The organism is Azospirillum sp. Marseille-Q6669 (assembly GCF_965111635.1).
In genome coordinates, this window is the sequence record NZ_CBCOOP010000003.1 from 116,585 (window position 1) to 141,431 (window position 24,847).

Below are 24,847 nucleotides of genomic sequence, written 5' to 3' on the forward strand. Positions count from 1 at the left end.
AAGCAGTCCGGGGTGCGCAGTGACCCCTATTTGCCCAACAGGGCCGGCGTGGCGCAAGAAAAACCCCTCCTCCAGCGCAATCCGATGGAGGAGGGGGGAAGACGAAACCGTCAAGCGGCCCGCATGTCGGTCAGGAAGCGCGAGACGAAGCCGCGCAGCCCCTCCGCCTCGCCGCTCAGCCCATCGGCGGCGTCGAGCACCTGACGGGAGGCATCGCCGGTGGCTTCCGCCGCCTGGGTCACTCCGGCGATGTTGCCCGACACCTCCTGCGTGCCGCGGGCGGCCTGCTGGACGTTGCGGCTGATCTCCTGGGTGGCCGCACCCTGCTCCTCGACCGCGGCGGCGATGGTGGTGGAGATGTGGCTGATCTCGCCGATCACGCGGCCGATCTCGGCGATTGCCCCGGCGGCCTCGCGGCTGACCTGCTGGATGCCGGCGATCTGGCCGGAGATGTCCTCGGTCGCCTTGGCGGTCTGGTTGGCGAGGCTCTTGACCTCCGACGCGACGACGGCGAAGCCCTTGCCCGCCTCGCCGGCCCGCGCCGCCTCGATGGTGGCGTTCAAGGCCAGCAGGTTGGTCTGGCTGGCGATGTCGTTGATGAGCTGGACCACCTCGCCGATGCGCTGGGCGGCGTCGACCAGCCCGCGCACGGTGGCGTCGGTCCGCTCGGCGGTGCTGACCGCCTGCCCGGCGATGCTGTTGCTCTGGGCGACCTGCCGGCTGATCTCCTGGATCGAGCTGGACAGCTCCTCGGCGGCGGCGGCGACGGTCTCCACGTTGGCGGTGGCCTGGGTCGATGCGGCGGCGACGGCGCTGGCCTGCCGGGTGGTCTGCTCGGCGGTGACCGACATGCCCTGGGCCGTGCTGTTGAGCTGGGTGGCGGCGGAGGAGACGCGGGACAGCACGTCCATCACCATGCGGTCGAACTCGCGGGTCAGGGAGTCGATGCGCTCCGACCGCTCCCGGCGGGTCGCATGCTCGGCGGCCATGCGGTCGGCGTCGATCAGGCTGTGCTTGAACACCTCGACGGCCTTGGCCATGCCGCCGATCTCGTCGCCGCGGCCCAGGCCGGGCACGTCCACCCGGCGGTCGCCGCCAGCCAGCCGGGTCATGGTGTCGGTCATCGATACGATGGGCCGCGACAGGCCGCGCCCGATCAGCAGGGCGGAGATCAGCCCGAGCAGGACGGCGACCGCGGCGGCGGCGGTGGTCACCGTCCGGGCGCGGTCGATGTTCTCGGTGGCGGTGGTGCCGAGCGCCGCCTGCTGGCGGGCGCTGGCGTCGCGGAGCTGCTCGACCCGTGCGTTGACGGTCGGGCCGAGCGTCTCCAGCACTTGCGAGACCAGCTCGTCCCGCTTGGTGGTGGCGACGATCGCCTTCTCGAACTGAGTGGCGAATACGCGCTGGTAAGCCAGGAAGGAGGAGGCGCCGCGGCGGCGCTCCAGCTCGGTCAGCTTGGCGAGCATCGCGTTGCCGCGCTCGCGGGCGTTCTGCAACTCCTTGCGGAAGATGTCGGCGCTCTCCGCCGAGCCGTCGGTCAGGAAGCGGTTGGCGGTGTTGCGGGCGGCCAGGAAGTGGCGCGCCGCCATGCCCGCCTGATAGGCGGCCTCGGTGTCGCCGTCCGCGTAGGCGCTGTCCATGACGCCGCTGAGCGCCTTCTCCATCTTGACCCCGAGGTCGAGAAGCTCCGCCGACGCCTCGTTGCGGGTCGCCTGGAACTCCATGATGCGGGTGAAGGCCTCGCGGTATTGGCCCAACTCATCGTCCATCTGCGTCACCGTGCGGCTCAGCGTCGGCTCGGTGAACAGGGTCTTGGCCTCGTCGATCCGCCCGTCCAGGTCGGCGGCCAGCGAGTCCACCATGTGGGCGGCCTCTTCGCTGCCGGTCAGCAGGAAGGTCTTGGCCTGGAGCTGGACCTCCAGCATCGTCGCCTGGATGCGCCCGACCTCGGTGGTCTGGCGGGCCAGGGTCTGATAGGTCGCGAAGCCGTGCTTGGCGTCCATCAGGGCGTAGACCCCGATGCCGCCGATGGCGACCAGGAAGAGGAGAACCCCGGCGTTCGCCGCGGTGATCTTGGTGCCGACCCGAAGATGGTTGAACAGGCTCATGGTCGGGAAAACTCCGGATGAGGCTGATGGTTTAGATACAAAACATGGCAGCGTCCGCTTACCAATTCATTAAGTGTGCCAACTGGTTTCCGGCTCCCGAAAACGGGCATGGATCCCCTCCACGCACGCTTGGGGAAGCCCTTATCCTTCCGGGTTCTGGCGGTTTTGCAGAGCCTTGGAATATTTGTCGGGACCGTGGCGTTAGCCCACCAGCGACGGACCGTTCCGGCGCCGGTTCCAGCGGTGTGCTGGTCACGGCTTAGGCCGTGGATGGTCACAATAGAGGCGTTTTGCTCATCCACATGTATCGTGCTATATGCCAAAGGGCGAAGCGCCCCGCCGGGGACGCCTGCCTGGACCCTTCCGACCCGGCTCGTGATCATCTGACCCAACGGCCGGCCATGTCCCTGACCGACGCGCCCACTCTGGCGACCTCCGCCAACCCTGCCCCCACCCCCACTCCCGTCACCGGTGACACCGCTTCCGCCCCGAAGCCGTCGCGCTCCGCCCGCACGAAGCGGGGGCGCCTGTCGGTGGTGATTCCCTTCTACAACGAAGGTCCCAACATTGCGGCGCTGTTCGAGCGGCTGGTGCCCGTGCTCGACCGGCTGGACGCCGAGTGGGAGGTGGTCTGCGTCAACGACGGCAGCCGCGACGACACGCTCGACCGCCTGCTCGACGTCCATGACGACGACCCACGGGTCAAGGTGGTCGACCTGTCGCGCAACTTCGGCAAGGAGCTGGCCCTGTCGGCCGGGCTGCGCCACACCACCGGCGACGCCGTGGTTCCGATGGACGCCGACCTGCAGCACCCGCCGGAGCTGCTGCCGCAGTTCCTCGCCAAGTGGCGCGAGGGCTACGACGTCGTCGTCGCCGTGCGCCACGCGCGGGTGGGGCAGAGCCTGAAGCACCGGGCGTTCGCCCGCGCCTTCTATTGGATCTTCGACAACCTGTCGGAGGTCAAGCTGCCGCGCGAGGTCGGCGACTTCCGGCTGATGGACCGCCGGGTGGTCGACGTCATCAACCGCATGCCGGAACGCACGCGCTTCATGAAGGGCATCTTCGCCTGGGTCGGCTTCCGTCAGGCGAGCATCCCCTACCAGCAGGGGGAGCGCGCCGGCGGCGACACCAAATGGGGCTTTCTGAAGCTGCTCAGCCTGTCCTTCGACGGGCTGACCGCCTTCTCCACCTTTCCGTTGCGGGTGTGGAGTCTGGTGGGCATGGCGATCTCCGGCTTCGCCTTCGTCTACATCCTGCTGCGCCTGCTGCGCACCCTGATCTACGGCATTGATGTGCCCGGCTATGAATCGCTGCTGGCCGCGGTGCTGTTCATGGGTGGCATCCAGCTTGTCACGCTGGGGGTCATCGGCGACTATCTCGGCCGCGTCTTCAACGAGGTGAAGGGGCGCCCCCTCTACATCGTCCGTTCCGCGCACGGCTTCGAGGACGAGGCCGCGGCTCCGGCATCCAATCCATCAGCCAATTTGGCGGCCAATCCGGGGGCCAATGCAGGCGCTTGGCGCCAGCCCGGAAGCGAGGACCGCCGTTCATGAGTCTGATGCCGCCGATCGGCCTGAATCCCCTCGGGGCGGCGCCCCCGGCGGGCGCCCTCTCCCAGCGCCGCGCCGGCGCCCTGTGGGACGACATGGCGCGCGCGCTTCTGCTGTGCCTGATCATCCTCGCCGCGCTGACCTTCCGGAACTACGGGATCAGCACCGACGAGGAGGTGCAGCACATCTACGGCAAGAAGCTGCTGTCCTTCTACCTGTCCGGCTTCACCGACCGCTCGGCCTTCCATTTCAAGGACCTGTACCTGTATGGCGGGCTGTTCGATCTGATGACCGCCCTGGTGGTCCCGATCTCGCCGTTCGAGGAGTACGAGACGCGCCACCTGCTCTGCGCGCTGGTCGGGGTGCTGGGCATCGCCGGCTGCTGGCGCTACGCCCGGCTGCTGGCCGGGCCGCGGGCGGGCTTCCTGGCGGCGGCGCTGCTGGCGCTGTCCGGCGTCTATTACGGCGCCATGTTCAACAACACCAAGGACGTGCCCTTCGCCGCGGGCATGGTGTGGACGCTCTATTTCGCCAGCCGCATCATCGGCCAGATGCCGGCCCCGCGCCGCAGCGCCGTGCTGAAGTTCGGGCTGGCGCTAGGCCTGACCCTGTCGATCCGGGTGGGCGGGGTTCTGGCCGGCTTCTACCTCGCGGTGGCGCTGGCGCTCTATATCGTGCTGGTGGCGTGGCAGGGCGGGCTGCGGCCGGCGCTGGGCGTCGTTCGGCGCTCCGTGCCGCCCCTGCTGCCGGCCATTCCGCTGGCCTACGCGGTGATGGCGCTGTTCTGGCCCTGGGCGGTGCAGAAGCCGCTGAACCCGCTGGAGGCGCTGCGCGTCGTCTCGCACTTCCCCATCGACATCCAGACGCTGTTCATGGGGCAGATGGTCAGCTCCGCCGCCCCGCCGGCGCTCTACCTGCCGGTCTATCTGGGGGTGAAGCTGCCGGAGGCGGTTCTGCTGGGCACCCTGGCTGCGGTGGTGCTGGCCGCCCTCTGGGTGGTGCGCGGCGGCTGGCGGAGCGTGGACGGCGCCTTCGGCGCGGTGCGCTGGGTGCCGCTGGCCCTGGCGGCCTTCCTGCCGGTGATCCTGTTCATGCTGATGCGCCCGTCCGTCTACAACGGCATCCGCCATTTCCTGTTCGTGGCGCCGCCGATGGCGGTGCTGGCCGGCATCGCCTTCGACCGGCTGTGGAGCGGGGCGGAGGCGCTGGGCCGGCGTACGGGGCAGGCGTACGGGGCGGCGGCCATCGCGGTGGCCGTGCTGTACGCGTGGCAGCTCGGCGCCATGCACCCGAACCAGTACGTCTACTACAACCAGTTCACCGGCGGGCTGAAGGGCGCCGAGGGCCGGTTCGAGCTGGATTACTGGGGCAACTCCCAGCACGAGGCGCTGGCCGAACTGATCGCTCTGGTGGAGCGCGAGAATGGCGGCAAGGCGCCGCCGCGCCAGTACACCCTCTCGGTCTGCGGCAACACGCTGGCCGTGCGCTTCGAGCTGCCGCCCTGGCTGAAGCTGGTCAACGGCACCGGTCTGGACTGGCGCAAGGCCGATTTCTTCATGGCCTTCACCCAGGTCAAGCAGTGCCCAAGCCTGCTGGGCGGCCAGCCGATCATCGAGGTCGCCGCCGCCGACGTGCCGCTGACCATCGTCAAGGACCGCCGCCCGCCGCTGGCGGAAATTCCCACCGAATAAAATCCGGCCGAGTAAACCGCTTCTTACCGGCCTAACCCGCCCGGCGCGGCCTGCTCCGTTGGCGTGATGTCCGTCCGCGGGCGTACCGCCGGGCGGGACCGCTTCCCACTCTTCCCTCAGCGCGCCCATTCCGCGCGCCGATGACGGAGGGTGGGGATGCGGGGGCCGGTGCTCGGTGTCGTGTCGTTTCTTACGCTCACCGTCTGGGCGACGGCCCCGGCCCCGGCGGACGGAGTGGCCCCGGACCGTCTGCGGGAGGCGGTGACCGCGCTGGCCGACCGGCGGCTGGCCGAGGCGGGGGCGGGCAGCATCGTCGTCGGGGTGATCCGCGACGGGCGCAGCCTCGTCGTCGGGCGCGGCGACAGCGGGCGGCCCGACGGCGGCCCGCCGGACGGGCGCACCCTGTTCCAGATCGCCTCGCTGACCAAGCCGTTCACCGGCACCATCCTGGCCGAGCTGATCCGCGCCGGGCGCGTCGCCCCGACCGACCCGCTGGCCCGCCATCTGCCCAAGCCGGTCCACGCCCCGGACTTCGACGGCACGCCGATCCGCCTGCTCGACCTCGCCACCCACACGGCCGGGTTGCCCAACGTGCCGGAGACACCGCGCTTCTCCTGGAGCCGGCTGGAGGACCCGCGCAACCCCTACAAGCCGCTGACGCGGGAAGAGGTGGGGGCGTGGCTGTCCGGCTTCAGCCTGACGGTGCCGCCGGGCACGCGCTTCCGCTACTCCAATGTCGGCATGGCGGTGCTGGGCGAGGCGCTGTCCACCGCCTCCGGCATTCCCTATGAGACCCTGCTGAAACGGGTGGTCACCGACCGTTTCGGCATGACCGACACCACCCTGACGCCCACGGCCGGGCAGCGCGCCCGCAAGGCGGTGGGCCACGCCCGCGGGCAGGTGGTGCCGGATTGGGAGGCGCCGGCCATGCAGCCTTCCTTCGGCCTCTACTCCACCGCCGACGACCTGCTGCGCTGGCTGCGCGCCAACATGGGCGACTGCACCGGCCTGGGAAAGGCCGCCTGCGACGAGGAGACCGCCGGGACGCTGGCGCTCGCCCAGTCGGTGCAGGTGGACGGGCGGGCGCTGCGCGACCCGGGGGCGCTCGGGCAGGGGGCGATGGCGCTGGGCTGGTTCGTCGCCTGGGCGGCGGACGGCACGCCGATTCTCTGGCATTCCGGTTCCACCGGCGGCTTCAACGCCTACATCGCCTTCTCACGCGCCCACCGCTGGGCCGCGGTGGCTCTGACCAACAGCGACCCCGAGCGGATCACCGCCGACCGGGTGGTGGGCGATCTGATCTGGCAGTTGGAGAGGGCGGCGGAGCGTCGCTGAACGCGCGAGGGGGAAGAGGGGCCGCCCGTCAGTGCAGCAGGCCGCCGGGGGGCAGGCGGTCGGGAGGCGTCAGGATTTGCGAGGCGGGTTCGGCGACCGGTCCGGCCTGATGGTGGGCCAGCCGCCACTCGCCGTCCTCGCGCGCGAACAGGTTGGTCGCCGCCAGCACCGCGTCTCCCACGATCTCCTCGCAGAGGACGACGGCGGTGTCGCCGTACAGGCTGACGCGTTCGTTGCGTGCCTGCACCGCTGGGCCGCGGGGGGAACGCAGAACGTCCTGCCAACTCGACACCACCGCCTCCCGGCCGAACAGGATGGTCCAGCCGGGATGGATGCAGGACACGGGCAGGCGGGAGGCCCACAGCCGGTCCATGGCGGGGAAGTCACGCCCGGTGAAGGCTTGGTAAAAAGCCCGGTTCGCGGCCAGAACGGCGTTGCGGTCGGTCATGGGGAAGCGAAACTCCGAAACAGCGAAAGCCGCTTCTATACAGGGAGCCGGCTGGACGGCAAGCGCCGGCCCCCGTTATCACAGATCGCACCCCTTTTGCGGGCGTCCCTTCCGGGAAAACGACCCGCCCCTCCTCACGCCTTGATGTCCACCTTCTGGGACGCTTCCGCTGCGGCGGCGCCCTTGGCGGCGCTGCTGCCGTCGGTCAGGCCGGGGATGGGCTGCGACAGGTCGAGGTTCAGGTGCATCACGCCATCGGCGCTCTTGGTCGGGGTCAGGGCGCCGAGGCCGTTCATCCCGCCCTTCGCGGCCATGCCGTTCAGCTTTTCCAGGACGCCCTTGATCTCGTCATCGCTGAAGCCGTTGGCGCGGACGATCATGCCGGTGGCTTTGCCGGACACCTTGGTCGTGGCGGCGGAGAACATGGCGCTGCCCGAGCCGTCCGCGTTCAGCGTGGCCGCCAGCCCGCGGTCCTCGCGGGTGAAGTCCAGGGTGGACTTGGCGAAGGAGATGCGGACCGACTTGTCGCCATCCTGGATGGTCAGCTCCATGCCGCGGGACTCGATGGACCACTGCGACCGGGCCTCCTCCATGCTCATGCCCATCTGGCTGAAATCCATGGACTTCAGCTTGTCCTTCATGGCGCTGCCGAAATCGCCGACGGCGCCCTTCACGTCGTCGTCCGACATACCCAGCCCGCCGAGCAGGCTGCCGAGATCGCCGGCCATGTTGTCGATGGCCTTCTCGAACAGGCCGGAGAGGCCCTTGGACTGCTCCAGCGCCTTCTGCATGATCTGCTCGGCCTGCTTGGCCCGGTCGGCCATCGCCTGGGAGCCGGTCTTGCCGCCGGCGGCCGCGTCGCCCGCCGCTCCGGAGTTGGCACCGTCGGCACCCGCCGCGGCGGGCTTCTTGCCCGACAGGTTGTCGAGCAGGTTTTCCATCGACTGGCTGATCGTGTAGGCCGGGCTGGCGCTTTTCGCGGGAGTCGCGGCGTCGGCGGCGGTCGTGGCGGTGGCCTTGGCGCCGTCCGCGGCCTTGCTCTCGGTTGCCTTCTTGGCGTTGTTCGCCTGTTGCAGGACCGTGCTGGTCGTCCCTGTCGGTCCGGACATTTCCGAGTAATACATCGCCGCCTCCCGCGCGTGATCGTTTCGCCGTAAGGGTATGATCGTACCGGAGTCCTTTACCACAGGTTAATTCGTCGCAGGGCTCCTGCAACGCCCGGTCGAAACTCTTCGGTTTCGAAGGATTTTATCAGTTTTTGCTTGCGGAGTCCTCCACGGGCGCGAGGGGCTGGGTGGCCGGGCCGTTCAGAACCGTTCCGTCCACGGCGAAGCGGGAGCCGTGGCAGGGGCAGTCCCAACTCCGCTCGCCGGGATTCCAGCGCACCACGCATTTCAGATGGGGGCAGATGGCGGAGCGGCGGAGCAGCGCCCCCGACTCGTCGCGGAAGACGGCGACGGGCCAGACGCCCGATTTCAGGACCGCGCCCTGTCCGGGCTCGATGCGGTCCTCCCCCTCCAGCTCCGGCCCCTGCACGTAGGGCAGGAAGTGGCGGGCGGCGTCCAGGTTCTCCCGCAGGTAGGTGCCGAGCTTGTTGGCCATCTTGCGGCCGGGGTCGTACAGCGCGGCCCACGGGCTGCCGCTGCCGTGGATCAGCTCGCACAGGACCAGCCCGGCGATGGTGCCGTGGGTCATGCCCATGCCGCTGTCGCCGGTCGCGACGAAGACCCGCCCGCCATAGGCCGGGTCGGGGCCGATGAAGGCCAGCCCGTCGAAGGGCTCCATCACCTGCCCGGACCAGCGGTGCTCGACCGCCCTGGCCTGGGGGAAATGCGCGCGCGTCCAGGCCTCCAGCGCGGCCCAGCGTTCGGTCATGTCGCGGGCCTCGCCGGTCTTGTGGTCCTCGCCGCCGACGATCAGCCGATCGTGGTCGGCCTCCGGCTGGAGCCGCACATAGTGATAGGTGTCGAGCGTGTCCCAATAGAGGGCGTCGGGCACGCTGCCCTTCGGCACCCGCAGGGAAATGGCGTAGGTGCGGTAGGGCGCCTGCTTGGAATGGATGGCGAAGCGGTCGCTGATCGGGGAGTTGGTGGCGACGACCACCGCATCGGCCTCGACCAGCGCGTGGTCCGGCCCGGCCTCGACGCGCACGCGCTCCCCGTCCTGCCGGATCATTGAGACATGCGCCCCGGTGGCCAGCGCGCCGCCGCGCGCCAGGAAGGCGCGGGTCAGCCCGGCCAGATAATCGAGCGCGTGGACGCGGGCCTGCCGGGGGAAGCGCAGGCAGGGGCCGGGATGCCGGATGGGCGGGGTGTCCAGCCGCTCCACATCGTCCAGCCCGGCGCGGCGGGCGGCGTCGCGCTCGCGGTCCAAACTGGCGGGGTCCTGCCCCGGCGCCAGCATCAGATAACCGTCGATCCGGGCGAAGCCGCAGTCGATGCCCTCCTCGCGGGCGATCCGCTCGATGGTGTCGATGGCGCCGCCGTGGCTGTCCGCGGCCATGCGGGCGCCGGACTCGCTGTGCAGCCGTTCGATCTCGGTGAAGCGGTCGTCGATGACGTTGGAGAGATGCGCCGTGGTGCGCCCGGTCTCGCCGCCGCCCGGCGGCCCGTCGTCCAGCAGCAGAACCGACTTGCCGGAGCGCTGGAGCAGATAGGCGGTGGTCACCCCGGCGATGCCCGCCCCGACGACGATCACATCAGGGCGCAGGGCGCCCAGCGCCGCGGCGGTGGGGGCGACCGTCCCGGCGGGCATCGCCGCCCCGCCGCGGTCCATCCAGACGGAGGTCGTGGCACCGGAACCCTGCCCGGACTTCTGCATGACCGGTCATCCTTCTGTTGGCGTCCTGTCCTTCCGGCAACACAGCTTGCGGTGGGGCGGTTCCGCTGCGGCCGTGCGCCGCTTCCGCCCCCGGCCTCCGGCTGTTACGGTGTCGCCGATCCGCCGCTTTCTCGGACGACGCCGCCATGACTGACCGCTTCTCCATCGCGCTGGCCCAGATCAACCCGACCGTCGGCGCCATCGCCGCCAACATCGACCGCATCCGCGACGCGCGGGCGGAGGCCGCCGCGCGCGGCGCCGACCTTGTGGTCTGCCCGGAGCTGGCAGTGACCGGCTACCCGCCGGAGGATCTGGTGCTGAAGCCCTTCTTCCTGGACGTGGTGGAGCAGGCGGTGCGTGAACTCGCCGCCGAGACGGCGGATGGTGGCCCGGCCCTGCTGGTCGGCGCGCCCTGGCGCGATGGCGACAAACGCCACAACGCCGCCCTGTTGCTCGACGGCGGAACGGTCGCGGCGACCCGCTTCAAGGTGGACCTGCCAAACTATGGCGTCTTCGATGAGAAGCGCGTCTTCGTCCCCGGTCCGCTGCCCGGCCCGATCAACGTCCGCGGCGTGCGGCTGGGTGTTCCGATCTGCGAGGACATGTGGTCCACCGACGTGATCGAGACGCTGGCGGAAAGCGGGGCGGAGATCCTGGTGGTCCCCAACGGCAGCCCGTTCGAGCTGGACAAGCACGACCAGCGCGTCCAGCTTGCCGTGCGGCGGGTCACCGAGTCGGGCCTGCCGCTGCTCTACGTGAATCAGGTGGGCGGACAGGACGAGCTGGTCTTCGACGGTGCCAGCTTCGCGCTGAGCGCCGATTGCCGGCTGGTTGCGCAGGCCCCCGCCTTCACCGAGCATTTGCTGATCACCCGCTGGGAGCGCGGCGCCGACGATGTCTGGAGTTGCGCCGACACGGAATGCGTCGCTCCGCCGGAGGGTCTGGAGTCGGTCTACGCGGCGCTGGTGCTGGCCTTGCGCGACTATGTGACCAAGAACCGCTTTCCCGGCGTCGTCCTGGGCCTGTCGGGTGGAATCGACTCGGCGCTGTCGGCGGCCATCGCGGTGGACGCCCTGGGCGCCGAGCGGGTGCACGGCGTGATGATGCCGTCGCCCTATACCGCGCAGGACAGCCTGGACGACGCCGCGGAATCGGCGGAGCTGCTGGGCTGCAAGCTGGACACCGTTCCCATCGTCCCGGCGATGGAGGCGTTCGAGCGGATGCTCTTGCCGGCCTTCGCGGGTCGTGACCCGGACGCCACGGAGGAGAACATTCAGGCGCGCTCCCGCGGCGTCACGCTGATGGCGCTGTCCAACAAGTTCGGCCCCATGGTGCTGTCCACCGGCAACAAGTCGGAGATGTCGGTCGGCTACGCCACGCTTTACGGCGACATGTGCGGCGGCTACGCCGTGCTGAAGGACGTCTATAAGACGACCGTCTACACGCTGGCGCGCTGGCGCAACGCGCAGGTGCCGGAGGGCGCGCTCGGCCCGGCGGGACGCGTCGTTCCGGAGCGCGTGCTGGTCAAGGCCCCGACCGCGGAGCTGAAGCCCGGCCAGACCGACCAGGACACGCTGCCGCCCTACGATGCGCTGGACGACATTCTGCGCTGTCTGGTGGAGAAGGATCTGGGCGTGGCGGAGATCGCCGCCCGCGGCCACGCGCCGGAGGTGGTGGACAGGGTCTGGCGCATGCTGCATCTGGCCGAATACAAGCGCCGCCAGGCGCCTCCCGGCCCGAAGATCACACCGCGGCTTTTCAACCGCGAGCGGCGCTATCCGATCACCAACGGGTTCGAGAGCATTGCGTGAGGTGTTGAGGGAGTAAAGCGCATTGCCCCCTCCCTAACCCTCCCCCGCTTCGCAGGGGAGGGAAGGGGCCTATGCGCATCATGGGAAGGGTGGGAGCAAGACCCGCAGTTCACCCGCGCGTCAGGCGGATGATCGTCGCCATCATGCCGACCGCGTACAGCTCGGCCAGCGGAACGATCCAGGACGGGTGGAAAATGATCGACAGCGGCATGATCAGCAGAAGGATCAGCGCCGGAAACACGAAGTAAGGCGAATTGCAGTAAGCCGGCAGGCCATGCACCAAGCCCGAGACACCGCGAGATTCTTCGCCAATCAAACGATCCGCGTCACCAACAGTTTGGTCAACCATTCTCTAGCACCCACTGTATTTATGGTCTTTTTGTTCTCCATCTCTTTGGGACGGAGCGGCATCCCTATAACACAGTTTGCCGCGGTGCGGGCACGACTTCGCGCCGTCTTGCCGGATGGCGAAAACGGCGCGGAAAGTCCTGAATTTTATTGTGACTTTACGCCGCTTCGGTCAACGCCAGATGCGGGCGGCGGACCATCGACTGGATGGTGAAGGGCGCGCGCACGCCGCCGCTGAACAGCTCGGCGCATTCCAGCGCCTTCAGCACCCGCTCCTCCGCCGGCAGGCCGACCGTGGAGGCGAGCGAGCCCAGCGCGTAGTCGGACCCGCAGCCGATGGCGTGATAGCCGCGCACCGCCTCGCCCACCTGATAGTCGGACTGGATGGAGAAGAGGCGCCCCTCGTACCCGACCATGAAGGTGCCGCCGGTCTCCACGTCGTTGGAGCGGTGGGCGTAGCCGCCGTCCTTCAGGCAGCCGCGCACGGCGTCCACGAAATCGACGACCATGTAGCGGAAGACGTCGGCCTCGGGGTCGCGGTGCGGCGGCTCCAGCCGGTAATGCAGAAGCTGGCCCATGCGGAAGCTGCTGGTGAAGCCGATCAGCAGGTCGGCGTTGCGGAACACCTTGGTGTCCGCGCGCACGGTGATGTCCAGGCCGTTCACGCCCGCGCTGTCACCGCCCATCCACACACGATCGCCGTCCACCAAGCCAACAATGCAGGTCATCGCCGTCCTCGTCCCTGAATAAATTCTGCCCGAAAGCAGGGACAGGGTGGGCTTTTATGGTTAACGAATTGTTGCGCGGTAGCGATGCCGAAGGGGGTATCCCGCTTCGGCATCCGCCCCTTAGCGCAAGCGCAACAACAGCTTAACGGGCCAGCCCGATCAGCGCGCGGACGGCGTTCTCGGCGCCCTCGGCGATCTGCGCGAGGCTGGCGTCCAGCATGTAGCAGGGAGAGGTCACGACCTTCAGACGCCGGTCGGTCACGATCTCGCCATGGCCGGTGACGCTGTGCTTCGCCCCCAGGCTCTCCAGCGCGGCGGCGGTCACGGCGTCGGAGCCGATGGTGAGTTCGATCCCCTCCGGGCCGAACAGCGTGGCCAGGATGGCCGGGGCGATGCACAGGGCGCCGATCGGCTTGCCGGCGTCGCGCATGGCACGCACGGCCGCCTCGACGTCCGGGTTGACCGTGCAGTTCGCGCCCTTGAAGGCGAAATCGCACAGGTTCTTGGCCGCGCCGAAGCCGCCGGGGAAAATCAGCGCGTCCACCGCCGCCGCGTCGAAGGTCGCGAGGTCGGCGACCTTGCCGCGGGCGATGCGGGCGGACTCGGCCAGCACGTTGCGGGTCTCCGCCGCCTCCTCGCCGGTCAGGTGGTCGACGACGTGGGCCTGCGCGACGTTGGGGGCAAAGCACACGGCCTCCGCCCCAGCGCGGCTGATCGCCAGCAGGGTGCACACCGCCTCGTGAATCTCCGCCCCGTCATAGACGCCGCAGCCCGAGAGCACGACCGCGATGCGCAACGGCTTGTCCGACATGGGGTGAGTCCTCCTTGTTCATTTCCCGTGTTCCGCCCCGGTGGGGAGGGTTGCCGGAAACCCTACCCCACGGCCGCGCTCACGCCTACTCCTCCGACCTTACTCCCGGGGTGCGGCGTGCAGGCGCTTCTGCCCTTGGACGAAGCGGGCCAGCGTGTCGGACAGCACGCCGCGCGGGATCATCGCCTCGATCAGCTGGAAGCGCCCGCGCGTGGCGAAGGCCTTGTCCAGCGCCGCCTTCAGCTCCGCCCGTGTGCGCACGCGGACGCCGTCGCCGCCCATGCCCGCCGCCATGTCGGCGAAGCGCCAGTCGTCCAGGTCGTTGAAGGCGGATTCGGGCTGGAAGGTGCGCAGCATCTCCCAGCTGGCGTTGTTGAACAGGATCACGATGGGGTCGATGCCCAGCCGTCGGCAGTTGCCAAGCTCCCACCCGGTCATCTGGAAGGCGCCGTCGCCGACCACGGTCAGGATGCGCTTGCCGCCCGACACGCACTGCGCCCCGATGCCCGCCGGCACGCCGAAGCCCATGCCCGCATAGTAGCCCGGCGCCATCAGCCCGGCGTCGATCATGTCCATGGCGGTGAACAGGCAGTCGCCCATGTCCGCGGCGATCAGCAGCGGCTCCTGCCCGGCGCGGACGCGGTCGTTGACGGCGCGGGCGATGTCCATCGGGGCGATCGGTTCGCCGTCCGCCTGCAGGCCGGTCGGATAGGCGTGGGGCTCCTTGCCGCGCGTCGTCCGGTCGGACGGCGGCAGCCGCTCCAGCAGCGCGTCCACCAGCCCGCCCAGCGGGATGTCGGCGTAGGTGTGATAGCCCAGAGTCACCGCCCGGTCGAAGGCGTGGATGGTCTTGCGCAGGTCGATCTTGCGCTGGGACACCGCGAAGTTGGTGTCGCTGAGGATGGCGCCGAGCAGGAACAGCCCGTCCGACTCCTCGACCAGCCGGGTGATCTCCGCGTCGCCGGCGACGCCGATGTAGGTGCCGAGCGGCGGGGTCGGCGCGTCGGCCAGCAGGCCGCGCCCCATGAAGGTGGTCACCACCGGCACGCCCAGCCGCTGCGCCAGCTCCGCGACCTTGGCCTCCAGCCCGTAGCGGCGGACCTCGACGCAGACCATCAGCACCGGCGACGTGGCCGCGCGCATGGCCGCCAGCACCTCGTCCGCGCAGGCGGCCAGCGCGTCGCGGTCCACCGGCCAGGCGGGGTCGTCGCCCACCGGCTCGACCTCGGCGTTGACCATGTTGCGGGGGATTTCCAGATAGACGGGGCGCGACAGGGCGCGGGCGGCGCCCAGCACGCGGGCGATCTCCGCCGGGGCCTTGGCCGGGTCGTCCAGCCGCGCCTGGGCGACGGTGATCTCCTTGAACACCTGGAACTGCGTGTCCAGCGTGCGGCCCTGGTGGTGCAGCAGCAGGCCGGCGTTGCCTTCCGTCGTGCCCGGCGCGCCGGAGATGACGACGACCGGCGACTTCTCGGCGTAGGCGCCGGCCACCGCGTTCACCATGTTGAAGGCGCCCGCCCCGTAGGTGACCGCCGCCACCCCCAGCGTGGAGCTGTAGCGCGCCGCCGCGTCCGCCGCGAAGCCCACCGCCGGCTCGTGGCTCAGTGTGTGGAGCGGCAGGATTTGCGTTTCCTCCGCCACCTTGAAGAAGGGCAAGGCGAAATCGCCCGGAATCCCGAACATGGCCTGTGCGCCGCGATCCTTCAGCGCGCGCAGCAGGGCTTCGGCCAGCTTCATGGCCGCTCTCCCGTTCCAATTGGTTTCGCGGGTCGAAAACCCGCACAGGGGGACAGGATCGCCTCCGGCACCGCTCCGCGCAAGAATTGTTTCATTCGAAACAATCTATTTGCGCTGGAAATTATGGAGAGGCGGGAGAGGGGTCAGACGCCAAACGCGATAGGCCCCGCGGCGCCTGATGGGCGTCTTTCGGACGGGCGCGCGGCGTGCTACGACTGCCGGCCCGTCCCGACTTTCGAATGATGCCCGCATGTCCGTCGCCGTCCGCTTCGCCCCCAGCCCGACCGGTCTCCTCCATGTCGGCAATGTGCGCCTCGCGCTCGTCAACTGGCTGTTCGCGCGCAAGGCGGGCGGCAATTTCCTGCTGCGCCTCGACGACACGGACGAGGAGCGTTCCAAGCCGGAATACGCGGAGGGGATCGAGCGGGACCTGACCTGGCTCGGCCTGACCTGGGACCGCTTCGCGCGGGAAAGCGACCGCTATGGCCGCTACGACGAGGTGGCCGCGGCGCTGAAGGCCAGCGGGCGGCTCTACCCCTGCTACGAGACGCCGGAGGAGCTGAACCTCAAGCGCGCCAGCCTCGTCTCGCAGGGCCGTCCGCCGATCTACGACCGCGCGGCGCTCCGCCTGAGGGACGCCGACCGCGACCGCCTGGAAGCGGAGGGGCGCAAGCCGCACTGGCGCTTCAAGCTGGAGCACACACCGGTCGAATGGACCGACCTCGTGCGCGGGCCGGTGCATTTCGAGGGCGCGGCTCTCAGCGACCCCGTGCTGATCCGCGAGGACGGGCGCCCGCTCTACACGCTGACCAGCGTGGTGGACGACGCCGACCTCGCCATCACCCACGTCATCCGCGGCGAGGACCACGTCGCCAACACGGCGGTGCAGATCCAAATTTTTGAGGCGGTTGGTGGAGCGGTCCCGGTCTTCGCCCATCTGCCGTTGCTGACCGACGCAACGGGACAGGGCCTGTCCAAGCGGCTGGGCAGCCTGTCTGTGGCGTCTTTGCGCGAGGAGGAGGGGATCGAGCCGATGGCACTGGCCAGCCTGCTCGCCAAACTCGGCACCTCCGACGCCATCGAGCCGCGGCTGACTCTGGACGAGTTGGTGGCCGAGTTCGACATCGCCAAGGTGTCCCGTGCCACCCCGAAGTTCGACCCGGAGGAGCTGCTGCGGCTGAACGCCCGCATCCTCCACCTGCTGCCCTTCGAACGGGTCGCCGGGGAGCTGGCCGCGCTCGGTCTGGATGATGCCGACGCCGCCTTCTGGGAGGCGGTGCGCCCCAACCTGTCGCGCGTCGCCGAGGCCCGCGACTGGTGGGCGGTGACCCACGCCCCGGTCGCCCCGGTGGCGGACGATCCCGCCTTCCTGGCCGAGGCGGCGGCCCTGCTGCCGGAGGAGCCGTGGGACTTCTCCACCTGGGGAACCTGGACGGGTGCGGTGAAGGCGAAGACGGGCCGGAAGGGCAAGGATTTGTTCCTCCCCCTGCGCCGCGCCCTCACCGGGCGGGACCATGGACCGGAATTGAAGAACCTGCTACCCCTGATCGGCCGAACCCGCGCGCAGAAGCGCCTCGCGGGAGAGACCGCGTAAGAGTCCCTTCTCCCCCCTGGGGAGAAGGTTAGGATGAGGGGGCGGCCGAAAGGCCGGAAAAGTTCTGCGCCGGACAAGCCCTGCAATGGGCCGGCGTTTCCCCCTCACCCCGACCCTCTCCTCGGAGGGGAGAGGGGGATTTGGAAGACCCTCTCACAGGAGATATGGCGCCGTGCCGCTGGACCTCTACAACACGCTGACCCGCCGCAAGGAACGCTTCGAGCCGATGAGTCCGGACCGGGTGGGCATGTATGTGTGTGGACCCACGGTCTACGACACCGCGCACATCGGCAACGCCCGCCCGGTGGTGGTGTTCGACCTGCTGTTCCGGCTGCTGCGGCGGCTGTACCCGGCGGTGACCTACGTCCGCAACATCACCGACGTCGACGACAAGATCATCGACCGCTCGCGCGACAGCGGGGAGCCGATCGAGGCGCTGACCAAGCGCACCGCGGACCTCTACCACGCCGACATGGACGCGCTGAACGCGCTGCGACCGACCATCGAGCCGCGCGCCACGCACCACATCTCGCACATGGTCGCCCTGATCGGGCTGCTGATCGAGCGCGGCCACGCCTACGCCGCGGAAGGGCATGTGCTGTTCTCCGTGCCGTCGATGGCGGAATACGGGCAGCTCTCCCGCCGCTCGCTGGACGAATTGATCGCCGGCGCCCGCGTCGAGGTCGCCCCCTACAAGCGCGACTCCTCCGACTTCGTGCTGTGGAAGCCGAGCGCCGCCGACCAGCCCGGCTGGGACAGCCCGTGGGGCCGCGGCCGGCCCGGCTGGCACATCGAGTGCTCGGCCATGGCGAAGGAGCATTTGGGCGTCACCTTCGACATCCATGGCGGGGGGCTGGACCTGATCTTCCCGCACCATGAGAACGAAATTGCCCAGAGCCGCTGCGCCCACGGCGGCGAGCCGCTGGCCCGCTACTGGGTTCACAACGGCTTCGTGACCGTCGAGGGCGAGAAGATGTCCAAGTCGCTGGGCAACTTCTTCACCGTGCACGATCTGCTGGACGAGTTCCCTGGCGAGGCCATCCGCCTGACGCTGCTGAGCGCGCACTACCGCCAGCCGCTGGACTTCACCCGCGAGGGGCTGAAGCAGTCCAAGGCAACGCTCGACCGCTGGTATCAGGCGCTGCGCGGCGACCCGGCTCCGGCGCAGGCCGAACTGCCGTTCGACGTGTTGGCCGCGCTGGAGGACGACCTCAACAGCCCGCTCGCCATCTCCCACCTGCATGAGCTTGCTTCGGCGGTGAACAAGGCGACGGGGGAGGCGGGAAAGGCCGCCGCCAAGGGCGCGCTGCGCGCCGCGGGCGAGGCGCTGGGCCTGCTCCAGCAGGATCCGGAGGCGTGGTTCCGCTGGGCGCCGAAGGGGGCCGCCGCCCTGTCGGACGCCGACATCCAGCAGCGCATCGACGACCGTCTGGCCGCACGCAAGGCCAAGAACTATGCGGAGGCCGACCGCATCCGCAAGGAGCTGGCGGACCTCGGCATCGTCCTGGAGGACGGCCCGCAAGGCACGACCTGGAAGCGGGCGTAACGCTCTAGCCGGTCCGGCGCGCCATCGCCTCGCGGCTGCGCGCCGGACCGCTTTGCTTCTTCGCTTCCCCCGGCGGAACGCCGTTCATCAGGAAGCGCAGCGCCGGCGAGCGGTGCACCAGCCCGTGATGGACCGCCAGCGGCACGAACAGGCCGACCGTGGTGATCGCGGCGAACTCCAGCAGCGGCGGCGCGGCGACGGCCAGCAGGGCGAAGCCGGCGGCCATGACCACCAGATGGTGCAGCAGGTAGATCGTGTAGGAGGCCTGCGACAGCGCCCGCACCCGGCGGCTCTCCGCCGAGAAGAAGGACTGCGTCAGGCCGAGGACGAAGCGGAAGGCCGACCAGGCGGCGACGGCGCGCAACGCCTCGTCGAAAAAGCGCACCGGCATGGGCTTCTCCACGCCGACCATGCCGATGTGGATGGCGAAGCACACCAGATAGGTCAGCGCCACCACCCAACTCGCCTTGGCGTAGCGCGCGGCGCCGCCCGGCCAATGGGCGATCAGCACCCCGACCGCGAAGAAGCCCGCCGAGGTGACGATGCTCACCGCCGTGGAGTTGGTCGGCACCAGCGGCATCACCAGCCGGTCGGAGATGTTGTCGAAGCCCAGCACCCCCATCATGACGAGGCTGAGCAGGAGCGGCGGCAGCCAGTCCGGCGGATCGGCCAGCCAGCGGGCCAGCCCCGGCGCGCGCTCCGCCATCCACCGGTGCAGCGCGACCAGCAGCGGGTAGGCGAGGCAGAGCGCCAGCACGCTGATGAACAGCTCGACCAGGAACCACAGGTGATAGACGAGCCCGCCGCTCCAGAAGGCCGCGGGGATGGTCTGGGTGAGGAACTCCCCCGCGGCCAGGCCGGGGTCGACCGCGCGGCTTTCCATCCACAACTGCGCGACGTTCAACGTCGCCGCCATGGCGACGAGCGGCACCAGCAGCCGCGAGGCGCGCGAGGTCAGCACCGCCCGCGGTCCGTGCCGGCGCAGGCTGTGGGTGATCAGCAGGCCGGAGATCAGGAAGAAGGCGGGCATGCGGAAGCTGTGGATGAAATCCGCGAACAGCCCGATCCAGGCGATGCCGTCGGGCGAGTTCATCACCCAGTCGTAGCCCGGCGTGTAGATCAGCGCCGCGTGGTAGGGCACGCCGAGGATCATCAGCAGGCTGCGCGCCGCGTCCAGCGCGTGATCCCGTGTGCCGCCCAGTCCATTCGTTACGCCCACCGCCGCCATCGCCCACACCTTTCGGGGTCTCTTTCGTTTCACCTCTCCGAACGAACGCGCCGCGGCATCGTCCGGATGCGTTAGAAGCGGCGGCGCATGCGGGGGACCGACGTGGGGGTAAGCCATTCCCGCCGATTGCGCCCCGTCCGCGCCCTGTCCGCTCCGGGGCACGCCGAGGGTTCACGCCGACGGTCTGGACCTGTTACAAGACCGCTGCGGAGCGCTCGCATTCACGCGGGTGGCGCCGTCGTTCGCGCCCGTATTTCCGCGGGTGGCTTTTGGAGGATTCCGTCATGCTCTGGCTCGCCGCCTACATCGGCAGCGTACTCGCCATCAACTACGCCTTCAGCTTGGCGCCGCATCTGGATCTGGTGTGGTCCTGCTGGGCCGGGTTGATCTTCATTCTGCGCGACATGGTCCAGGTCCGTTATGGCCACTGGTCGCTGGCCGCCATGCTGGCCGCCACGCTGCTGTCCTTCCTGCTGGCCGACCCCTTCGTCGCGACGGCCAGCGTCACCGCCTTCGCGGTGTCGGAGCTGATCGACTGGGGCGTCTTCACCGTCACCCGCCGCCCGCTGCGCGACCGCCTGTGGATCAGCGCCGCCCTGTCGGTGCCGGTGGACACGGCGCTGTTCTTCGGCATGCTCGGCATCTGGGACCCGACGGTCTGGGCGGCCAGCCTCGCGTCCAAGCTGGCCGGCGTGTCGGCGGTGTGGATGCTGATGCGCGCCCGGTCGGCCCGGCCGGCGACGGCCTGATCCGGTCCCGGATTTGGCAATCGCCGACTCGGTGATCACCGGTTCCGGCGCGGCTGTTCTCAGCCGTGCCGGGACGACGCGGCGTCGGTGATTGCCAAAAGGACCGGAGGCTGTCAGGCCACGGAGGTCACGGTCTCGGTGGTCTGGCGGGGGGCGGGCGTCTCGTCGGGAATCTCGACCAGGAAGATGGCGCCGCGTCCCGGGCGCGACAGCACCCGCACCCGGTAGCCGAGCAGGCGGCTGAGCCGCGCCACGGTGGCGAGGCCGAGGCCGAGGCCCTTGCGCCGGTCGCGCTCCGGATTGCCGATCTGGTAGAAGTCCTCGAAAATCAGATGCAGCCGGTCCTGCGGAATGCCGGGGCCGGTGTCCTGCACCTTGATGGCGGTGAATCCGCGCGCCTGCCGGCAGGTTACCCGGATGGTGCCGCTGGGCGTGTATTTCAGCGCGTTGCTCAGCAGGTTGCGGACGATCCGCTCCAGCATCGCCGGGTCGGTCGTCACGCGGGCACCGCCGCAGGTGACGCGGAAGCCCAACCCCTTGCCGGCGGCCTCCAGCCGGCCTTCCTCGCAGATGCGCTCCAGGAAGACGGGCAGATCCAACTCGGACAGCTGCGGGCTGATCACGCCGGTTTCCAGAGTGGCGATGTCCATCAGCGAGTTCAGCAAGCGCTGCGTCGCCTCGAACCCGTCGCGGGCGGCGTCCACCAGCTTGCGCAGCCGGGGGCCGTCCGCCTGTTCGCCGATCATGTGCAGATAAATGCCCAGCGTCTGGAGCGGCTGGCGCAGGTCGTGGCTGGCGGCGGCGAGGAAGCGCGACTTGGCGGCGTTGGCCTGCTCCGCCTCGGCCCGTGCCAGCGCCAGCGCGTCGTAGCTGCGGCGCAGCTCCGCCATACGGTCGCGGTCCTGCAGCACGGAGTTGACGGTGGCGACCAGAAGCAGCGTGATGATCAGGCCGGCGAACAGAACCGCCCGCGGCGTGGCGCTGGCCACGCTCTCCTCGAAGGCGTGGGTGCCGGACAGGACGAGCGTCCAGGGACGGCCGAACACCTCGACGTAGAGAACCTCCTGAAAAGCGGCGTCCTGGGCGATTGCGGAATCGAACATCAGGGAGTCCGACGTGGCCTCCGTCCCGTCATGGACACGGATGTCCAACAGTTGGGACGCGCCCTGGTCCATGATGCTGCGCATCAGGTCGTGTGCGCGGAAGGGGCTGTAGACGAAGCCCAGCAACGCCTCGCGCCGGTCGTTGGTGGTGGTCAGGGGCAGTGCCTGGTCGTAGACGGGCACATAGATGAGGAAGCCGGGCTGCACGTCTTCCTCGGTTTCCTGGACCAGCCGCAGCCGTGCGGTCGCCGCGGCGGTGCCGTTGGCGCGGGCGCGCTCCATGGCGGCCTGGCGGGTTGGCTCGGCGTGCATGTCGAAGCCGAAGGCCCGCAGGTTGCGGCTGGCGAAGGGCTCGATGTAGATGATGGGGAAATATTCGGGCCGCTCCCCCTCCGGCGTCACGCGGTAGCTGTAGAAGCCGGCGGCGTGCAGAGCCGCTTCGTGCTGCTCCCGATCGGGAGCCTTCACGCGCTTGGCGTAGCCGATGCCCTGGATGCCGGGATAGCGGTCCTCCACATGCAGGCCGGTGACGTAGGCCCGCCATTCCGTGCGGCTGACCTGCCCGCCGCCGGCGTCCACCATCGCCACGGCGCCCTGGAGCATCTGTTCATAGGTGTCGAGCCGCGCCGTGACGTCGCCCGCCAAGTCGCGGGCGAGCGCGCGGAAGCGCGCCTCGGCCAGCCGGTGGTTCTGCTCGGTCAGCAGCCACCAGGCGAGGCTGGTCAGCAGCAGCCCCAGCCCGAAGACCACCCAGCTTTCCCAGGAACGGAACAGCCGCCCGTCGGGAACGGCGGCGCGCTTGCGCTTCGGCTTGTCGTGCTTCGGCTTGTCGTGCTTCGGCTGGCGCGGCGCGGAGGGCGCCGGCGCTAAGGGAATGTCCATGCCGGCCCGGCCCGTCACGCCGTGCCGGCGGACTGTTCCCGCAGCACCTTGGTCAGCACCGCCTGGAGATGGGGCGGCAGCACCGGCTTCTGCAGGACGGTCAGCCCGCGGGCGCGGGCGTCGCGCAGCCCTTCGGTGGAGGTGTCGCCGGTGATGATGACGCCCGGCACCTCGGCCCCGGCCTCCGCCCGGATGCGGTCGATGGCCTGGACGCCGGTGCGCCCTTCGCGCAGGCGGTAGTCGGCCAGGATGGCGTGCGGTGTTTCCCCGGCGAGGGACAGGCGGTCGACGGCTTCGCCCTCGCTTTCGGCGGTGACGACCCGGTACCCCCACATCTCCAGCAGGAGGTTGAGGGCCTGCAGAACCGTCCGCTCGTCGTCGATCACCATGACGAGCTTGTCCTGGTCGTCATCACCCGCGGGAGTCACTGTGTCCAATCCATCCGTTCACAAGGGCCGGTGATCATACAGACTAACAGGCGTCCGGCCAGAAAAGAGTACCGCACCCGTGAGATGGGCGCCATGCAGAGGGGCGGCTGTGTAGCACAGACGATGGTTTATTCGGTCAGTACATTTGTCCTATTACCTCCATTGCGCGCCTATGTCCGGCGCGGCAAAGCCCCGCATTCCTGACGGGTTCGATCAAAAGCATTGAGATGGCGAAGCGCATCGTCCATTCTTCCGGCCCTCCGGACAGTCCTATGACCTTCCTTCGGGCGACCAATATCTTCGGGCGGCGGCAATGACGGGCGAACGCATCTATCTGTACGACACGACGCTGCGCGACGGGGCGCAGACCCAGGACGTGGATTTCTCCGTCGCCGACAAGATCGCCATCGCCCGCGACCTCGACCGGCTGGGAATCGACTATGTGGAAGGCGGCTGGCCCGGCGCCAACCCGACCGATGACCAGTTCTTCGCCGAGGCGCCGGACCTCGCCCGCTCGACCTTCACCGCCTTCGGCATGACCCGCCGTCCCGGCCGCAGCACCGCGAACGACCCGCAGCTCGCCGCCCTGATCCAATCCAAGGCGCGCGCCGTCTGCATCGTCGGCAAGACCTGGGATTTCCATGTCGACGTGGCGCTGGCCATCCCGCGCGAGGAAAACATCGAGCTGATCGCCGACAGCATCGCCGCGCTGAAGGCCGCCAAGGGCGAGGCGCTGTTCGACGCCGAGCATTTCTTCGACGGCTACAAGCGCAACCCGGCCTACACCGCCTCCTGCATCAAGGCCGCCTACGAGGCGGGGGCGCGCTGGGTCGTGCTGTGCGACACCAACGGCGGCACGCTGCCCCATGAGGTCGACGAGATCGTCCGGCAGGTGATCGATGAGCACGGCATCCCCGGCGACCGGCTGGGCATCCACTGCCACAACGACACCGAGAACGCCGTCGCCAACTCGCTGGCCGCGGTGCGCGCCGGGGTGCGGATGGTGCAGGGGACGATCAACGGGCTGGGTGAGCGCTGCGGCAACGCCAACCTCGTGTCGCTGATCCCGTCGCTGATGCTGAAGATGGGCTACGACGTCGGCATCAGGCCCGCCGACCTGCCGCGGCTGACCGAGATCAGCCGCAAGTTCGACGAGCGGCTGAACCGCGCGCCGAACCGACACGCCCCCTACGTCGGCGCCAGCGCCTTCGCCCACAAGGGCGGGCTGCACGTTTCCGCCGTTGAGAAGGACCCGTCCTCCTACGAGCATGTCGAGCCGGAGGCGGTCGGCAACCGCCGCCAGATCGTCATGTCGGACCAGGCGGGCCGCGCCAACGTCATCGCGCGGCTGCGCGAGATGGGCATGGCCGTGGACCCGAAGGACGAGCGGTTGAACCGCCTGCTCGACCTCGTGAAGCAGCGCGACACCGAGGGCTACGCCTACGACACCGCCGAGGCCAGCTTCGAGCTGCTGGTCCGCCGCGAGCTGGGCGAGGTGCCCGATTATTTCACCCTGAAGCGCTTCCACGTCACCGACGAGCGCCGCTACAACGCCAAGGGCGAGCTGGTGGTCGAGTCCGAAGCCGTCGTCCGCGTGAAGATCGGCGGCAAGGAGTATCACGAGGTGGCGTCGGGCAACGGCCCGGTGAACGCGCTGGACACCGCGATGCGCAAGGCGCTGGAGCCGCTGTACCCGCTGCTCGACGGGGTGAAGCTGTCCGACTACCGCGTGCGCATCCTGGCCGCCAAGGACGGCACCGGCGCCATGCCGCGCGTGCTGATCCGCTCGCGCAACGGCGACGGGCAGGAATGGTCGACGCTGGGCGTCTCCACCAACATCATCGAGGCGTCGATGGAGGCGCTGGTGGACAGTTACACATTCAAGCTGTTTAAAGGCGGCGCAACACCGCGAAGCTGAGACCAAAGTTCA

General features: G+C 69.3%; 19 protein-coding genes. 8 read left to right on the forward strand and 11 right to left on the reverse strand.

What is annotated here, in order from left to right; translation table 11 throughout:
* Nucleotides 1-110: 110 nt before the first annotated feature.
* Complete coding sequence (locus tag ACWPXE_RS17945; RefSeq protein WP_454018869.1) at nt 111-2,108, reverse strand: HAMP domain-containing methyl-accepting chemotaxis protein; 1,998 nt, start codon at nt 2,106-2,108, stop codon at nt 111-113.
* A gap of 401 nt (nt 2,109-2,509) precedes the next feature.
* On the opposite strand from ACWPXE_RS17945, the gene ACWPXE_RS17950 reads away from it, so the two are divergent.
* The 3 genes from ACWPXE_RS17950 (at nt 2,510) to ACWPXE_RS17960 (ending at nt 6,684) form a co-directional block, all read left to right on the forward strand.
* The gene (locus tag ACWPXE_RS17950) at nt 2,510-3,661 is read left to right on the forward strand and encodes a glycosyltransferase family 2 protein (RefSeq protein ID WP_454018870.1); all 1,152 of its coding nucleotides are present in this window, start codon (nt 2,510-2,512) and stop codon (nt 3,659-3,661) included.
* Nucleotides 3,658-5,349, forward strand: a complete 1,692-nt coding sequence (locus tag ACWPXE_RS17955; RefSeq protein WP_454018871.1) for a glycosyltransferase family 39 protein — start codon at nt 3,658-3,660, stop codon at nt 5,347-5,349. Before ACWPXE_RS17950 ends, ACWPXE_RS17955 begins: the two co-directional genes overlap by 4 nt.
* 180 nt (nt 5,350-5,529) lie before the next feature.
* Entirely contained in the window at nt 5,530-6,684 is a 1,155-nt protein-coding gene (locus ACWPXE_RS17960; protein WP_237904201.1) for a serine hydrolase domain-containing protein, read from the forward strand.
* Between the two features lie 28 nt (nt 6,685-6,712).
* Here the strand turns inward: ACWPXE_RS17960 and ACWPXE_RS17965 are convergent, their stop codons facing one another.
* From ACWPXE_RS17965 to ACWPXE_RS17975, 3 genes are all read right to left on the reverse strand, one after another.
* Nucleotides 6,713-7,132: a nuclear transport factor 2 family protein gene (locus ACWPXE_RS17965; protein WP_188259067.1), complete on the reverse strand. Its 420-nt coding sequence runs from the start codon at nt 7,130-7,132 to the stop codon at nt 6,713-6,715.
* Nucleotides 7,133-7,266: 134 nt separating this feature from the next.
* Nucleotides 7,267-8,256, reverse strand: a complete 990-nt coding sequence (locus ACWPXE_RS17970) for a hypothetical protein (RefSeq protein ID WP_454018872.1) — start codon at nt 8,254-8,256, stop codon at nt 7,267-7,269.
* A 127-nt stretch (nt 8,257-8,383) separates the two neighbouring features.
* Complete coding sequence (locus ACWPXE_RS17975; RefSeq protein WP_454018873.1) at nt 8,384-9,952, reverse strand: FAD-dependent oxidoreductase; 1,569 nt, start codon at nt 9,950-9,952, stop codon at nt 8,384-8,386.
* A 146-nt stretch (nt 9,953-10,098) separates the two neighbouring features.
* Between ACWPXE_RS17975 and ACWPXE_RS17980 the strand changes: the two genes are divergently transcribed.
* Nucleotides 10,099-11,763: an NAD+ synthase gene (locus ACWPXE_RS17980; protein WP_454018874.1), complete on the forward strand. Its 1,665-nt coding sequence runs from the start codon at nt 10,099-10,101 to the stop codon at nt 11,761-11,763.
* Nucleotides 11,764-11,872: 109 nt separating this feature from the next.
* Here the strand turns inward: ACWPXE_RS17980 and ACWPXE_RS17985 are convergent, their stop codons facing one another.
* The 4 genes from ACWPXE_RS17985 to ipdC form a co-directional block, all read right to left on the reverse strand.
* Nucleotides 11,873-12,112, reverse strand: a complete 240-nt coding sequence (locus ACWPXE_RS17985; RefSeq protein WP_454018875.1) for a hypothetical protein — start codon at nt 12,110-12,112, stop codon at nt 11,873-11,875.
* A gap of 157 nt (nt 12,113-12,269) precedes the next feature.
* Nucleotides 12,270-12,839 (reverse strand): hypothetical protein, encoded by a 570-nt coding sequence (locus ACWPXE_RS17990; protein ID WP_014239485.1) that lies wholly within the window; start codon nt 12,837-12,839, stop codon nt 12,270-12,272.
* A gap of 142 nt (nt 12,840-12,981) precedes the next feature.
* Complete coding sequence (gene elbB, locus ACWPXE_RS17995) at nt 12,982-13,650, reverse strand: isoprenoid biosynthesis glyoxalase ElbB (protein ID WP_454018876.1); 669 nt, start codon at nt 13,648-13,650, stop codon at nt 12,982-12,984.
* Between the two features lie 99 nt (nt 13,651-13,749).
* The gene (gene ipdC, locus ACWPXE_RS18000) at nt 13,750-15,387 is read right to left on the reverse strand and encodes an indolepyruvate/phenylpyruvate decarboxylase (RefSeq protein ID WP_454018877.1); all 1,638 of its coding nucleotides are present in this window, start codon (nt 15,385-15,387) and stop codon (nt 13,750-13,752) included.
* 250 nt (nt 15,388-15,637) lie between these two features.
* On the opposite strand from ipdC, the gene gltX reads away from it, so the two are divergent.
* On the forward strand, nt 15,638-16,981 hold the full coding sequence (gene gltX / locus ACWPXE_RS18005) for a glutamate--tRNA ligase (protein ID WP_454018878.1): 1,344 nt from the start codon (nt 15,638-15,640) through the stop codon (nt 16,979-16,981).
* Between the two features lie 172 nt (nt 16,982-17,153).
* Nucleotides 17,154-18,527 carry a cysteine--tRNA ligase gene (gene cysS, locus ACWPXE_RS18010; protein WP_454018879.1) on the forward strand — a complete coding sequence of 458 codons (1,374 nt, stop codon included), beginning with the start codon at nt 17,154-17,156 and terminating at the stop codon, nt 18,525-18,527.
* 4 nt (nt 18,528-18,531) lie between these two features.
* On the opposite strand, the gene ACWPXE_RS18015 is transcribed toward cysS, so the two are convergent.
* Nucleotides 18,532-19,755, reverse strand: coding sequence for an acyltransferase family protein (locus ACWPXE_RS18015; protein WP_454018880.1), 1,224 nt, complete (start codon nt 19,753-19,755; stop codon nt 18,532-18,534).
* Between the two features lie 284 nt (nt 19,756-20,039).
* Between ACWPXE_RS18015 and ACWPXE_RS18020 the strand changes: the two genes are divergently transcribed.
* Nucleotides 20,040-20,504, forward strand: a complete 465-nt coding sequence (locus tag ACWPXE_RS18020) for a preQ0 transporter (protein WP_137102420.1) — start codon at nt 20,040-20,042, stop codon at nt 20,502-20,504.
* 113 nt (nt 20,505-20,617) lie between these two features.
* Here ACWPXE_RS18020 and ACWPXE_RS18025 read toward each other — a convergent pair whose 3' ends face one another.
* The gene (locus tag ACWPXE_RS18025) at nt 20,618-22,489 is read right to left on the reverse strand and encodes a CHASE domain-containing protein (RefSeq protein ID WP_454018881.1); all 1,872 of its coding nucleotides are present in this window, start codon (nt 22,487-22,489) and stop codon (nt 20,618-20,620) included.
* A 14-nt stretch (nt 22,490-22,503) separates the two neighbouring features.
* On the reverse strand, nt 22,504-22,878 hold the full coding sequence (locus tag ACWPXE_RS18030; RefSeq protein ID WP_454018882.1) for a response regulator: 375 nt from the start codon (nt 22,876-22,878) through the stop codon (nt 22,504-22,506).
* A 352-nt stretch (nt 22,879-23,230) separates the two neighbouring features.
* On the opposite strand from ACWPXE_RS18030, the gene cimA reads away from it, so the two are divergent.
* Complete coding sequence (gene cimA / locus ACWPXE_RS18035) at nt 23,231-24,835, forward strand: citramalate synthase (RefSeq protein WP_454018883.1); 1,605 nt, start codon at nt 23,231-23,233, stop codon at nt 24,833-24,835.
* Nucleotides 24,836-24,847: the final 12 nt, after the last annotated feature.